This is a genomic window from Paenibacillus vulneris (assembly GCF_039543185.1).
Classification (GTDB): Bacteria; Bacillota; Bacilli; order Paenibacillales; family NBRC-103111; genus Paenibacillus_S; species Paenibacillus_S vulneris.
This window is the reverse complement of the sequence record NZ_BAABJG010000010.1, coordinates 117,046-130,660: the sequence shown is the minus strand read 5'-3', so window position 1 is coordinate 130,660 and position 13,615 is coordinate 117,046. Positions and strand designations below refer to the sequence as shown.

11 protein-coding genes are annotated in these 13,615 nt (G+C 50.1%); 5 read left to right on the top strand and 6 right to left on the bottom strand.

Annotation, left to right across the window (positions count from 1 at the left end; genetic code table 11):
- Position 1: 1 nt before the first annotated feature.
- Positions 2-1,051: an ABC transporter substrate-binding protein gene (locus tag ABEA66_RS10755; RefSeq protein ID WP_345587551.1), complete on the top strand. Its 1,050-nt coding sequence runs from the start codon at positions 2-4 to the stop codon at positions 1,049-1,051.
- Positions 1,052-1,185: 134 nt separating this feature from the next.
- On the opposite strand, the gene ABEA66_RS10750 is transcribed toward ABEA66_RS10755, so the two are convergent.
- The 5 genes from ABEA66_RS10750 to ABEA66_RS10730 all read right to left on the bottom strand — a co-directional run bounded on the left by ABEA66_RS10750 (position 1,186) and on the right by ABEA66_RS10730 (position 7,389).
- Positions 1,186-2,691 carry an IMP dehydrogenase gene (locus ABEA66_RS10750; protein ID WP_079912287.1) on the bottom strand — a complete coding sequence of 502 codons (1,506 nt, stop codon included), beginning with the start codon at positions 2,689-2,691 and terminating at the stop codon, positions 1,186-1,188.
- 134 nt (positions 2,692-2,825) lie between these two features.
- The gene (locus tag ABEA66_RS10745) at positions 2,826-3,518 is read right to left on the bottom strand and encodes a response regulator (RefSeq protein WP_345587550.1); all 693 of its coding nucleotides are present in this window, start codon (positions 3,516-3,518) and stop codon (positions 2,826-2,828) included.
- 6 nt (positions 3,519-3,524) lie between these two features.
- Positions 3,525-5,039 carry a sensor histidine kinase gene (locus ABEA66_RS10740; RefSeq protein ID WP_192701913.1) on the bottom strand — a complete coding sequence of 505 codons (1,515 nt, stop codon included), beginning with the start codon at positions 5,037-5,039 and terminating at the stop codon, positions 3,525-3,527.
- A 359-nt stretch (positions 5,040-5,398) separates the two neighbouring features.
- Positions 5,399-5,974, bottom strand: coding sequence for a GerMN domain-containing protein (locus ABEA66_RS10735; protein ID WP_345587549.1), 576 nt, complete (start codon positions 5,972-5,974; stop codon positions 5,399-5,401).
- A gap of 20 nt (positions 5,975-5,994) precedes the next feature.
- On the bottom strand, positions 5,995-7,389 hold the full coding sequence (locus ABEA66_RS10730; protein ID WP_345587548.1) for an N-acetylmuramoyl-L-alanine amidase: 1,395 nt from the start codon (positions 7,387-7,389) through the stop codon (positions 5,995-5,997).
- A 746-nt stretch (positions 7,390-8,135) separates the two neighbouring features.
- On the opposite strand from ABEA66_RS10730, the gene ABEA66_RS10725 reads away from it, so the two are divergent.
- Together ABEA66_RS10725 and ABEA66_RS10720 are read left to right on the top strand one after the other, a co-directional pair.
- Positions 8,136-8,894: a 3-oxoacyl-ACP reductase family protein gene (locus ABEA66_RS10725; RefSeq protein ID WP_345587547.1), complete on the top strand. Its 759-nt coding sequence runs from the start codon at positions 8,136-8,138 to the stop codon at positions 8,892-8,894.
- Positions 8,895-9,090: 196 nt separating this feature from the next.
- Entirely contained in the window at positions 9,091-9,687 is a 597-nt protein-coding gene (locus ABEA66_RS10720; protein WP_079912293.1) for a TetR/AcrR family transcriptional regulator, read from the top strand.
- Positions 9,688-10,089: 402 nt separating this feature from the next.
- Here the strand turns inward: ABEA66_RS10720 and ABEA66_RS10715 are convergent, their stop codons facing one another.
- Positions 10,090-11,589, bottom strand: a complete 1,500-nt coding sequence (locus ABEA66_RS10715) for a discoidin domain-containing protein (protein WP_345587546.1) — start codon at positions 11,587-11,589, stop codon at positions 10,090-10,092.
- Between the two features lie 280 nt (positions 11,590-11,869).
- Between ABEA66_RS10715 and ABEA66_RS10710 the strand changes: the two genes are divergently transcribed.
- Positions 11,870-12,313 (top strand): MarR family winged helix-turn-helix transcriptional regulator, encoded by a 444-nt coding sequence (locus ABEA66_RS10710; RefSeq protein ID WP_225948057.1) that lies wholly within the window; start codon positions 11,870-11,872, stop codon positions 12,311-12,313.
- 93 nt (positions 12,314-12,406) lie between these two features.
- The gene (locus tag ABEA66_RS10705) at positions 12,407-13,591 is read left to right on the top strand and encodes a multidrug effflux MFS transporter (RefSeq protein ID WP_345587545.1); all 1,185 of its coding nucleotides are present in this window, start codon (positions 12,407-12,409) and stop codon (positions 13,589-13,591) included.
- Positions 13,592-13,615 lie beyond the last annotated feature (24 nt).

Genomic DNA, 13,615 nt, shown 5'->3' with positions numbered 1-13,615 from the left:
AATGCTTTTGAAACGGAAATCCATTCCTGTTCTGTCTGCTGTTCTCGGTTTGACGCTACTGCTCGGCGCTTGCTCTTCGGGCGGCGGAGGCGGTACGTCCCCGGCTCAGGCCCCTGAGCCTAATAAGCCAACCGGGAAGACGCCAACCATCAACGTGGCTTATATGCCGGATATGAACGGTGCTACGCCTATCGTGATCGGGGAGGAGAAGGGCTTCTTCAAGGAAGCAGGCATTAACGTTAATGCGGTCAAATTTTTGAGCGGACCTCCGGAATTTCAGGCCATGGCTTCAGGCGATATTGATATCGCCTACATCGGACCCGGCGCCACCTTCCTTGCAGCGCAGGGCAAAGGGCATATCATCGATATCGTGAGCCTCGGCAAGAGCGATATGGTATTCGCGACCAAAAAGTCCGGCATCAAGGAATGGAAGGACTTGAAGGGCAAAACGATCGGTGTCCCCAAAGGTACATCCGGCGAAATGGTGCTGAATTTGGGACTGGAAAGAGGCGGTCTTAAGCCTAGCGACGTCAATATCGTCAACATGGATGTAGCGGGAGCCGTATCTGCCTATGTTGCAGGCAAAGTGGATGCCGTTGCCATCTGGTCTCCCTACACGCTGGAAATCGAGAAGCAGGTAGGCAAGGAAAATATGGTGAAGCTCGGGGATAACAGCGACTTCTTCCCGGATTATATTTTCCCGGCAAGCTGGGTTGTGAATCCGAAGTTTTTGCAGGAGAAGCCTGAGCTAGTGGAGAGCTTTCTGAAAGCGATTGCCAAAACCACCGATTACAAGCTCAAAAATAAAGACGAAGCGGTAAAAATGACGGCGGCTTATACGCAAGTGCCGGAGGAATCTTTGAGAATGCAGCTCGATGCATTGGAGTGGCTCGATAACAAACGTGTTGCGGATGCATTCAAGGACGGGACCGCAAAAAAATGGTATGAAAACCTGGAGAAGCTGTTCGTGCAAAACGGCAATTTGAAGGAAGTTACACCAGCCGACAAGTTCCTGATGGCGAATCCGTTTCTTAAAGCCGTAGGACAGTAGGATTGAACGTAAAATAACCCCACAAAGCGGGACCTTGGCTTCGAGCAGATTCAGGTGCTTTTGCGCAGGGCACGAAATTCCATCATGTCAAAAAAAGGAGGGGACAGCTCCCCTCCTTCTTGCTATTCCATTCCTCAATGGCTATCTTCGGAAAGGCTGCTTTCCTTCAGAATGACATCGTGAGCGCCGCCTTCTACGAGACTTGTCGCCGAAACAAGCGTAATTCGAGCTACACGCTGCAGCTCCTTAATACTGGTGGCTCCGCAGTTGCACATGGTCGATTTGATTTTGCCGATCGTTTTGTCCAGATTTTCCTGCAGGCTGCCTGCATAAGGGACGTACGAATCGACACCTTCCTCGAACAAGAGGTTGCTTTTGCCGCCTGTATCATACCGCTGCCAGTTGCGCGCGCGATTGGAGCCTTCTCCCCAGAATTCCTTAACAAAGTTGTTACCGACTCTCAGCTTGCGGGTCGGGCTTTCGTCGAAACGGGCAAAATATCTTCCCATCATGACAAAGTCGGCCCCCATGGCTAATGCCAGCGTAATATGGTAATCATGAACGATACCGCCGTCAGAACAAATAGGAATATAAATGCCGGTTTCCTTGAAATATTGATCTCTTGCTTCTACGACCTCCATAATGGCGGAGGCTTGTCCGCGGCCGATCCCCTTTTGCTCCCGGGTGATACAGATGGAGCCGCCGCCGATTCCGACCTTGACGAAGTCCGCGCCAGATTCAACCAGGTACATAAAGCCTTCCCGGTCGACGACATTCCCTGCGCCGATTTTGACATCGAAATTCGCTTTCACATATTGAATCGTCTCCCGCTGCCACTCGCTGTAGCCGTCGGAGGAATCGATGACCAGAACGTCCACTCCGGCTTCAACCAGGGCAGGGACGCGTTCCGTATAATCCTTGGTGTTAATTCCTGCTCCTACAATATAGCTTTTGTTGTTGTCCAGCAGCTCCAGCGGATTTTCCTTGTGCGCGTCATAATCCTTGCGAAATACGAGATACTCCAGCTTTTGCTGTTCATCGACTATAGGCAAGCAGTTCAGCTTATGCTCCCAGATCAAATCGTTGGCTTCGGATAGCGAAATGCCGGATTGGCCGTAAATTAACGTCGAGAAGGGTGTCATAAAATCACGGATAGGCTTGGTGAGAGGGTCGCGGCTGACACGATAGTCGCGGCTCGTGACGATCCCGAGCAGCTTGCCGCTGGCTGTGCCGTCCTCGGTAATGGCCACGGTGGAATGACCGGTTTTTTCCTTCAAATCGAGCACATCCTGGAGTGTATGGTCCGGTGTCAAATTGGAGCGGCTGACAACAAAGCCGGCCTTATAGCTTTTGACCTTGCGAACCATTTCGGCTTCTTCCTCAATAGATTGCGAACCAAAGATGAAGGAAATGCCTCCGCACCGGGCTAAAGCGATCGCCATCCCGTGGTCGGATACGGCTTGCATAACGGCGGATGAGAACGGGATATTCAGCGATATCGCCGGCTCCTCGCCTTCCTTGAATTTGACGAGCGGTGTTCTCAGGCGAACGTTCGCCGGGGTACAGTCCTTGGTCGTCAGATTCGGAATTAACAGAAATTCGCTGAAGGTGCGGGATGGTTCCAAGTAATACGTGGCCACTTCATTCATTCCTCCTCGGATTATTTTGGTGGGGATGATAGGTAAATTTTTTCAATCTTATCACTGAACCTTATTTGGGGTCAATGCTTTTGGATAAAAAAGATCGCAGCCGTACCCGGCTGCGTTAAGGCTGGCTAGCTGTGGCCTCTAACTTTGTGGATCAGGTGCTGTACATTTAACTCCCGCAGCATCGCAGTGACTTCCTTGGACCTTTTTTTGTTGAACTTCTTCAGGATCACATTCATTTGCGTTTTGATCGTAGACAGCTCCACCTGGCGGTGCTTGGCGATTTCCGCGATTTTCATATCCTTAAGAAGGAGCTCCAGGATCTCCAGCTCGGTAGGGGTCATTTGCGACAAAATGATAGTGGCTTTCAGCAAGCTTTCCTCGTTGCGGCGGATGCGTGAGAATTCATTTTTGATTTTATATGAAAATTCGGGCCGGATCTGCACAATCCCGTCGTACGAATTGCGTATGCTTGAGATGATGACCTCGGGAGAGCTCGTCTTCAGCACATAATCGACAGCCCCGGTTTCAAAGGCATTAAATACGGTCTCATCATCCTCATGCACCGTCAGAAAAATAATTTTCATGTGCGGATACAGCGCAAGAACCTTCTCGGCAGTCAGGATTCCGTCGTTTTTCATATCCATTTCAATATCCATAACGACGATATCCGCTTGATGCTCTAGCAAGCGCTGGAGCACCTGCTTTCCGCTGGAGGCATGCGCGACAACGGTCATATCGGTCTCGCGGCTGATCAGCTCGCAAAAATGCTCGCGCAGCACATCGAGATCCTCCGCGACAAGGATTCGTATCGGATTCATGAATTCTCAACTCTCTTTCTGCTCGGATTTCAACACATAGAGCGGAACAATAATTTGAAAGGTGCTTCCCTCGCCAGGCTTGCTGTCCAGATGGATGCGGCCGTAGTGGCCCAGCACGATATGCTTGCTGAAGGAGAGCCCGACTCCCCAGTTCTTGGTCGTATTCTTATTGGTATAGAACGGATCGAAGATCGTTTCTTGCAGCTCGGCTTCAATCCCCGGTCCGTTATCGATAATCTGGATAATAACCCAATTCTCCTCCACATAGCTGTTCAGCTGTACCAGACCCCCGCTATCTTCGTCAATCGCTTCTATGGCGTTAATCACCAAATTGTAGAGAGCCTCCGACAAGTGTTCGGCATCCGCCAATACCATGCAGCCGTCATCGGGCATGACAGCCTCAAACTCGACATGCTCCGGGATGACCTTCAGCCGTTCGAGCGTTTGCTGCATGAGCGATTGAACCGCAACGGGTCTCAGATGAAGCTGGTTCGTCTTGAACGAGTCATAGAGCTGATCCAATCTGCCGAGAGTGTGTGAGACGATATCGCTTGCCTTCGTAAGCGGTTGCATGGAGCTGTTTGCAGGTGAAGCTCCTTGAGCCGCAGCCTGTTCTTGAGCCTGCCGGATTAGCAGCTGAATCATGAGCAGCTGATTTTTGATAGCGTGCGTGAAGACACGGGCACCCATATTGGCGGTATTGAGCTTGCGCTGCAGCTGCAGATCGCTTTTGCCCATCGTTTTCTCCACTTCAGTATAACGCCAAATCGAAAGGATACTGATGACGGAAAGAACACCGGTAAAGCCGATGCTGGCATACCAGCCGAACAAAGTAAGAGGGGGATTAAAGTTGGAAAAGTCCGAATAAAGCACATAATACGTGCGTACATCGAACACCTGAAGAGGTCCCATAAAGCCGAGATAAAAGTAAAACAGTACCAGAGAGACCACACCGTACAGAATGTGCTTGCTCTGCTTCTTGACCCAGGGAATGGTCATTTTCCTGTACTTGCCTATCATGAGCGCCAACGCAACGAGAAGGGAGACAACGAGCCAGCCGCGAGTGACCCAGCCGATCATGTAAGTAACATTGCGGTCCAGGACGGATAGAGCCCATTTATAAATGATAGGATCGTAAAAAATAATATTCGCGATGGGAAGAAGCGTGTTGAGGGCGAATATTTTCCATAGCTGCTGAAACGGACGGTAGTAGAAAAGCGTCACGGAAAGCCCGATCAGGCTGAAGACGAATAAAGATCGTCCAATCGTGATCATACGGCTGATGCCTTCAATCTTGATAGGCAAATCAAGCAGAAAGTTGCGGATGCTGTCATTGAAGAACAGTACGATATTGACTTTATAGTAAAATCCCCCGTACTTGGCTATGAACAGGATCAAGCCGGCCATGCTGAGAAACCAGCCGACCAGAACGAAGCCCATCCAATAGGCGGACGGATTGTGCGATTTCGTAATGAACAGAACGATAGCAGCAATCATGAGCACAATAAGCAGAATAGTCATACAATCACCCTCGCGATGAAGTACATTTATTTTAACATAAATAGGCCTGTCATTCGCGCTTTTTCGACATTCCTCCCCAGGCTGTGCACAGCAAATTTTTACTTTTCAAACGGAGCGTTTTTGTACTATAATGGAACCTCGTCTGTATGGAGGAAAATGCAGTTATCAACATCATTATCCACATTATCAACAATACTCAAAGCCAGACTGTGCATAAATCGGTATGTACTTATGAACATATCCACAGCATTGGTTATCCCCAGCTTTTTTCATCCACAGATCCGCTGCAGCCCAAAAAAAAGCAGATTGCCGAGGCAATCTGCTTTCATTACTGTCCTGGAAATCCGAAACCCAAGCGGCTATCGTTTGATCGGATGAGGCAAATCCATATGACCCATCAGCGATTCTGCGGCTTGGCCATCCACCAGAATATCAATGGAGTTGACTTCCGGGAATTGGAACACGGTTTGCCGGATTGCCTGCAGAAGCATAGATTCGCCTCCGGAGCCAAGGCGTCCTTCGTCCGAAAGGCTCACATCCACGGTCAGCGCACCGTCTTTAAAGACTACGGATTTATAGCCGAGAGCCTTAGCCAGAGGAACTGCATTGCCGTTTTCCGGCGCTTTCTTCAAAGCTTCCAGCGCCGCCTTGTACTTATCCTTATCCTCGTTATAGCTGATGGTGACTTCCTTCTCCACCAGCTTCGTTGCTTGATCGTCCCCATAGTATACCTTGATTTTGCTGGTCATGGGCTCTTTCTTCGCGGGCTGCTGAGTTGGTTGTGGAGTCGGCGCCGGTGTCGCCTGATTATTGACAGGCGGATTATCGGAGCCCTGGGTTGTTCCACCATTGGCCAGAGGCTTTTGGCCGCAGCCGGATAAAGCCAATACGACTGCTCCCGTAAGGAGCAAACCGTTTACTATGTTTTTGTTCATTTCGTTCACCGCCTTATTCCTTACTGAATGTTGAGCTGCTCTTTGATGCCGGCCACAATAGCTTCGGCGACCCGATTCTGGAATGATTCGTCAAACATGAGCGCGGATTCCCCCGGGTTGGACAGGTAACCCACTTCCAGCAGCACAGCCGGCATGTTTGTTATTTTTACCACGCGGAACGCTTCTTGACGCACCCCGCGGTCTGGCAATCCGGTCGCAGCCGCTAAATGCTTGTGCATGATGTTGGCGAACTCAACGCTATCCGCCTTATAATAATACGTTTCTGTTCCCGTCGATGTTGCTACATAACTATTCCCGTGAATAGAAACAAATACATCGGCATTCAGGTCGTTGGCGAATTTGCCGCGATCGTCCAGAGGAATGAAGGTATCGTCGCTGCGCGTCATGGATGGCTGTATCTGTGGCTCCTTCTGAAGCAGGTTGTACACTTTGAGCCCCATCATCAGGTTGAATTCTTTCTCGTTGCGGCCGTTGGCGCCCTTAGCGCCCGGATCATGATCGCCGTGACCCGGATCAATGACGACTTTATATTTGGACTTGTTAAGAACACCGACGAGTGCGGCCGTGTTAAGGCCGGATTCCCATTTGAGATCGACCGGTTCCTTCATATCCAATACGATGCGAACGGTATACGGATTATTATTATATAAAGAATAGCGGACATTCGATACATAGACGTTATTCGAGACCGTGTCCCCGCTTTTGGACGCTTCATTTTTGTAAAGGGAAGGGTTCAAGGAGGCATTCGGAATATCGATAACGATGCGATTCGGATCACGCAGCCAAAATGAGCTAGGCTGAAGCGCGCCCTTGTCGGCTTTAATTAACAGCTGGTTCGGAGTCATTTCAATCGATTGAATGACAGGCAGCGGGTTGCCGTTGGCATCGATGGCAGGCTTGTCCGGTGCAGGCTGGCCTCCAGGCGGCAGAACGGTTTCCGTCTCTCCGGACTTGTCTTTCAAATAAACCGCACGGGCGACGTCGTTCCAGTTGACCTCGATCCCCATGTTCTCGGCAATAAAACGGACAGGAAGCAGGGTGTTTCCGTCAATCAGCAGCGGAGCGGCATCCAGCGGAAGCTTGACCCCGTTCACGGTAGCTGACGGCTTGTCGATAACCATTTGTATGTTCAGCGAATCCTTCGTGATCGTAACTTGTTGCTGTGCCTGGTCCCAGGTCACCTTGGAGCCCAGCTCCTCGGCAATGATGCGGACAGGCACCATGGTCACGTCTTTAATAATTCGCGGCGCAACCTCGGGCTTCAATTGTTTCCCGTTGAAGTATAACGGGATGCCAGCGGCCGAACCTTGCGGAGCGGCAGAGGCGAAGGCAGGTATCAGAAGGGCAATAAGCAGCAGCGATAGCAATGTAGTAATGAACCTTAACTTCATCATTCACCTCTAAAATAAAAATAATCGTTATGACCTTAAGCAGCATGTGGAAATTTTGCCCTGCAGCTCTTTAACGGCTGACAGCGCTTAACGTAAAACTTGCAATAATATGTAGATCCAATAACCTCCTTTTCGACAGAGTACATGTTATTAGACTCACACTTAGACGAAATGTTGCATTTTTCCAAGGCCTATTTCGCAGATTGGGACTATGGACGCAGTGACGTGAAACTGTATGGTTTGGGGAAAACAAGAGAGCATCCCGAAACGCAACCCATGGAAACGTTTCATGCTGGGGTACACGGCCGCGGTGATACTTATCGGATTATACCGGATTGAAAAATTAATCATAATTATGCCGCTTTGGCAAGCATATGCATGATTTTAGGTACGGCATAAATATGCATTTTAAATGGTAACTGTACATCTAACTACGCGTAGCAGTTTAATAACCTGCTAGCGTGCTCCTGCTCAGCATCACCCATGTGCCGAGATAGGGGCTCACTCTTATACGTTGTCTAGTCTCCGCCTGCGGCTAGCTGAAGAAGACAATCAGGCTGACCTAACACGTAGCTGGTTCCGGGGCGACGCTCGAGTGGCTCAAAAACATCCAAGCCCTCCATGAATACATATTGACCACTAACGAGAATAAAATTGCTTCTTGTAATTTTGAACCAAAAGGTTTATAATAGCCCCATACTTAATTTTGAACCAAAAAGTTCAAAATTAAAATGAGAGGAGTTTTACATTTGAATACGACAAGCACAATGAATAAACCCTTAGCCGGCAGAAAAGCATTTGTCACCGGAGGAGCTCGCAGCATTGGTGCGGCAATCGTGAAAAGGCTCGCAGGAGACGGTGCATCGGTTGCTTTTACTTATGTCAGTTCACAAAGCAAGGCAGAGGAACTGGCACAAGAAATAAAAAGCGCAGGCGGACAAGCTTTGGCGATTCGCGCGGACAGCGCCGATGTCGGGGCATTGAAAGGCGCCATCGAAGAGACGATCCAAGCATTTGGCGGTATTGATATTCTTGTAAATAATGCAGGCATTACAAACTTAAAGCCTTACGACCACTTTACCCTTGAAGAATTCGATCAATTGATTGCAATTAATTTGAAGGCAGTATTCGTTGCCGTTCAAGCGGCCGCTCCGCAAATGAAACAAGGCGGTCGCGTCATCAATATTGGTAGTGTTGCAGCCGAATTTAATCCATTCCCTGGAAACAGCCTGTATGTCTCGACAAAAGCTGCGGTAGCCGGATTGACACGGGCGCTGGCGCGCGATCTAGCACCTCAAGGTATTACAGTCAATAACATTCAACCTGGAATGATCGATACGGATATGAATCCGGAGAACGGCCCCTATGCTTCGGCCGCACAAATGATTCCGCTGGGGAGATACGGAAGGGCATCCGAAATTGCAAGTATGGTGGCTTATATCGCTTCGCCTGAAGCCGGATATATTACCGGGGCAAGCCTGAATATTGACGGAGGCGGGAGCGTTTAACAACGACGGTGTCTCAACGAGGGCCGGATAAAAGAAGAACGGTTTATGCAAGGTTAATGATCCAAACTGTCAGGAGGTCGGATTGCCGACGATCTTTCCGGGCACTTTGGATCTTTTTCATATCGAAAAACATTACAAATTCTAAGCCGTGTAGTAAAATATCACTTATCTGATTTATGAAAAGGGGGGGATAGTTATGGCAGCCGGACGTCCTCGGGCGTTTGACATTAAACAAGCACTAGAGAGTGCCCTGGAGATTTTTCGGCAAAAGGGGTATGAGGGGACTTCGTGGTCCGATCTGACCGAAGCAATGAAGATCAACCGTTCAAGCTTTTATGCGACCTTCGGTAGCAAAGAGAAACTGTTTCACATGGCGTTTGATTTATACATGAACGAAGGGCCGATTCAAGCTTCAGTGGCTGCTCTGAACGAACCGACAGCTCGATCAGTCATCGAGAAACTTCTTCGTGCAACGGCGGATTCGGTGGTCAATCCCGATCATTCTCCGGGCTGTTTAATGATCAAAGGAGCCCTTGTATGCAGCGAGGAATCCGATCCGATCAAAAAATTGTTGACCGATCTACGCGTTCAAATCGAAAAAGCGCTAAGTACCCGGTTGGAGCAAGCAAAGAAAGATGGAGATTTGCCTGATCACGCTGATCCTGTCGCCCTGGCCCGGTATGTCGCAACCCTCGTGGCCGGCATGACGGTCCAAGCTGTGAACGGGGCCAGCCGTGAAGATCTCGAGGACGTGATCACCATCGCTCTGTTTGCCCTGTCAGCATATATATAATCGTTAATTGAACTTGAATCAGGCCGTGTCTTTGCCTCAGAAGGTGTTTCGGGAGTATCGTGCAATTTGATGCTTGTCTGAAAAAATGTGTTTTTTCAGAGGGCCATAGATAGAGGATGTCTTATTTTTTTGGGTTTTTCGGGCATAAATATTCTTGATTATTGTATTTAATGCAGAGTTATAGTTGACTTGATTACAGTAATAAATAGTAAAAAGTTTGATTGGACCGAATTTTCGGCAAGTAATTGCCTTACCGCATGGAGAAATTATGCCTGAAGTCACACGGACGAAGGTTTCTACCGCTGTCTATAAGGGCAAATGCGGAACCAGCAGCTAAAAGAAGGCCGATCCTCTCAAGGAAATCTCCTTGGAATACCGGCCTTCAATCATTTTACAGCAAGGTTAATTAGCGTATACTTCAAATTCATTCACGTTCGCTTCGTCGGAAGCGGATACGACATATAAGCGGATGTAGCGGGACGTTACAGGAGAAAAAGTGACTGTTTTGGAAGAGCCGATAGTAGTGCCGCTGGTTATATCCGTGAAGGTAGTGCCGTCATTGGACGATTGCAGCTTGAAGGAGGTAATATTGGCGAAGTCGGTTTCCTTGATGATGACCCTGCTGTAGGTTTGACTGGACCCAAGGTCGACCCTCAACCATTGTCCTGCATTGGTTCCGGAAGCGGACGCCCAGCGGGTGCTTGTCGTGCCGTCAACGGCTTTGGATGCCGCATAGGTGGTGCTCCATTCCGTCGAAGCGGAGGCAGTTTTATTCAAGGCCAGATTGGCAGGCGTTGGTGTCGTGCCGCTGCTGTATGTTCCGCCGCCTTCACCGCTCCAGGTTTTCTCGACGAACGAAGACGGACTCGCGGTTGTGGCGGTTTTGGAGCCGGAGGCGTACAGTCCGCCTGCTACATTGGTGGTCGTATAATCGGTGTACAGGGTGTTGTTGGTGAAGCTGCTGTAGATCAGAGAGCCCGTTAAATTGATTCCGGTCAGCGCCTTCATTTCCAGGTTGCTGCCATAGGAATTGTTGTCCGAGGCGGTCATTTTATTAGCGCGGATGCCCTGTCCCGGACCTGCGTTATTTTTGATCGTCGTATTGATGACCTGCACGTTATTGGCCCGGATGAACAAGCCGTTATTGCCTACCGAACTCTCAGGAATGGTGTTCTGGAAATCGATGGTTGCGCCGATGACTTTAATGTCATGAGTGCCTTCTTTGAAGTCGAAGCCGTCGTTCTTCGTTTGGATGGCGCTGCAATTCAGGAAGGTAATATAGCCGCTTTGGTCGGCGTTGGGGGCAGTGGTCCAGTTCTGATCCGCATCTCCGACGTAGAAGCCTTCGCCGAATTTGCCGCTTTGTCCCGTATATTGGGAGGAGCAATTCTCGAACAGCCAATATTGGCTGTTTTTACGGATTTTGAAGCCCTCCGCCAGCGTGTTCTTCACGGTGACATTCGTTACATAACCGTGGGAGGCTTCAATCAGAAGTCCTTTGTTGGAATTGGAGTTGGAGTTGATCGTCAGGTTCTCCAGCTTGTAATAGTTGTGTTTGATGTACACAGCGGAGTTGCCGGCTGACGCGGTGAAGTTGAACATAGCGCCTCCTCCTGTCCCGCGAAGGGTAATGTAGTTTCCGTTGGTACCGCTTACAGAAGTGCTGAGCGTACCGTTCGAAATATTGTAGGTACCGGAAACCTCAATAATATCACCCGGCTGCGCGCTGGCCAGATAACTGCGAAGCGTTGCGACATCGCCTGCAGGGACGGTTTTGGTCGCTGCAAAAGCGGTAGAGACGGCGAAGAACGGAACCAGTGTGAAGCACAGCAGGAACAGAACCGATACCGATATCGCGCGGCTTCTGAGCCAGCCAAGTACTCTCTTATTGCTTTTCATCATTAAGCATCCTCCTTAAAAAAATAATTTGGACTGCCGCAATGCGTGGTGCGAGTACAGCTCACCTCCCGGTAGGATGTAAGACGCCGGATGGGGGATTTTAGTCGGGTTCATGCGTCTTCTCCCTAAGCTTAGCGAATTTAGACCTGTCCCAACATAGCTAAAACTCACATGAATTTCGCGAAAACTAATAAATAACGGCTTGAAAAAGGTTGACGGAAACGTCTCCTTCGGTCTACACTAACATTTGGTTAGCTGGCTAATTATAAGAGGAGGGGCGTCCTTGAGCTTTCAACATACCGATGCATTGACGCATTTGATGAAGCATGTGCTGAAGCTTCATAGGCAAAACGTCGATAAGCTGATTCAGCAATATGAAGTGTATCCCGGCCAGCCGCCGCTGCTGCTAAGGCTAGCGGAGCAGGACGGGCAGATTCAGAAGGAGCTGGCTTCCCGGATTCATATTCAGCCTGCGACCCTTACCGTCATGATTACCCGGATGGAGAAGGTAGGCCTGCTTGAAAGAAGACCCGATCCGGACGACCAGCGCATATCCAGGGTGTATCTTACGGACAAGGGGAGATTTGCCGCGGAGAAGGTTAAGGAAGCGCTGCATGTCATAGAAGACAAATGCTTCGACCATTTCCGTCCGGAGGAAAAGATGCTGTTCCGGCGGCTGCTGATGCAAATGCACAGCAATTTGGAGTCGGAACACCAAAGTAATTAGATGCCTAATTAAAATGAACTGGAAAGGTTGGGTTTTGTGAAAGAACAACATAGTGATGCCATATCATCATCCGTGCCTGCCCGGAGGCTGTGGATGGCTCTTATATTGGGGGCCCTGGCTTCCTTTGGGCCGCTATCGATCGACATGTATTTGCCGGCATTGCCGACGCTGGCCGACGATCTTCATACGACGACTTCCCTCGCCCAGCTCAGTCTTACCTTCTGCTTGCTAGGGCTCTCGCTCGGTCAGCTGCTCGCCGGTCCTTTAAGCGATGTCAGGGGCCGCCGCACCCCGCTGATCGTCGGATTGCTCGTTTATACGATTGCTTCGCTTCTATGCGCATGGAGCCCTTCCATCTGGGCATTGCTAGTGCTTCGCTTTATTCAGGGTTTTGCCGGTGCGGCGGGGATCGTCATATCCCGTGCTATTGTGCGCGATATGTACTCCGGTACGGAGCTGACCAAGTTTTTTTCCTTGCTGATGCTGATTAACGGTGTGGCCCCGATCTTCGCTCCGATTGCCGGGGGTCAGCTGCTCCGCGCAACGGCATGGCCGGGCGTCTTTATAGTATTGAGCCTGTTCGGCTTGCTAATGCTGATAGCGGTGATGTTCGGTCTTCCCGAAACGTTGCCGGCAGAGCGCCGTTCCAAGGGCGGTATCGGAAACACGCTCAGGACCTTCCGCAGTTTGGCGGGAGACCGGATGTTCATGGGCTATGCGCTTTGTCAAGGATTGGTCATTTCAGCGATGTTCGCTTATATCTCCGGCTCTCCGTTCGTCATTCAAAATATATTTGGAGCGTCACCGCAAATGTACAGCATGTTTTTCGCCATTAACGGGGTTGGCATTATCATTGCCGGCCAGATTACAGGAAGGCTTGCCGGGAAGCTCGGGGAGAAGAAGCTGCTGGTTAGCGGACTCGTCCTGGCTATGCTCGGCGGCGTAACGCTGCTTGCAATGATTCTTATCGGTGCAGGCTTGTACGCGATACTGGTACCATTGTTCTTCGTCGTGTCCAGCGTCGGGATCGTAAGCGCAACCTCCTTTGCGCTGGCGATGCAGAACCAGGCGCAGGCAGCGGGCAGCGCATCAGCGCTTCTGGGCTTGCTCTCGTTCATCGCCGGCGGCGTTGTCGCACCTCTTGTCGGATTGGGCGGCAGCGGCACAGCCGTGCCGATGGGGATTGTCATAGCGGTTGCGGATGTGGGCTCCGTCGTCTGCTACCTTCTGATGATCCGCCGCAGGAAAGCCGCACCGGCTTATTCGGCAAGCGCATAAAAAGTTGAATAGATCATGCTGCAA

Coding starts and splice junctions, on each gene's coding strand:
- ABEA66_RS10755 (WP_345587551.1), top strand. CDS start 2: ATGCTTTTGAAACGGAAATCCATTCCTGTTCTGTCTGCTGTTCTCGGT.
- ABEA66_RS10745 (WP_345587550.1), bottom strand. CDS start 3,518: ATGAATCCGATACGAATCCTTGTCGCGGAGGATCTCGATGTGCTGCGC.
- ABEA66_RS10740 (WP_192701913.1), bottom strand. CDS start 5,039: ATGACTATTCTGCTTATTGTGCTCATGATTGCTGCTATCGTTCTGTTC.
- ABEA66_RS10735 (WP_345587549.1), bottom strand. CDS start 5,974: ATGAACAAAAACATAGTAAACGGTTTGCTCCTTACGGGAGCAGTCGTA.
- ABEA66_RS10730 (WP_345587548.1), bottom strand. CDS start 7,389: ATGATGAAGTTAAGGTTCATTACTACATTGCTATCGCTGCTGCTTATT.
- ABEA66_RS10720 (WP_079912293.1), top strand. CDS start 9,091: ATGGCAGCCGGACGTCCTCGGGCGTTTGACATTAAACAAGCACTAGAG.
- ABEA66_RS10715 (WP_345587546.1), bottom strand. CDS start 11,589: ATGATGAAAAGCAATAAGAGAGTACTTGGCTGGCTCAGAAGCCGCGCG.
- ABEA66_RS10705 (WP_345587545.1), top strand. CDS start 12,407: ATGGCTCTTATATTGGGGGCCCTGGCTTCCTTTGGGCCGCTATCGATC.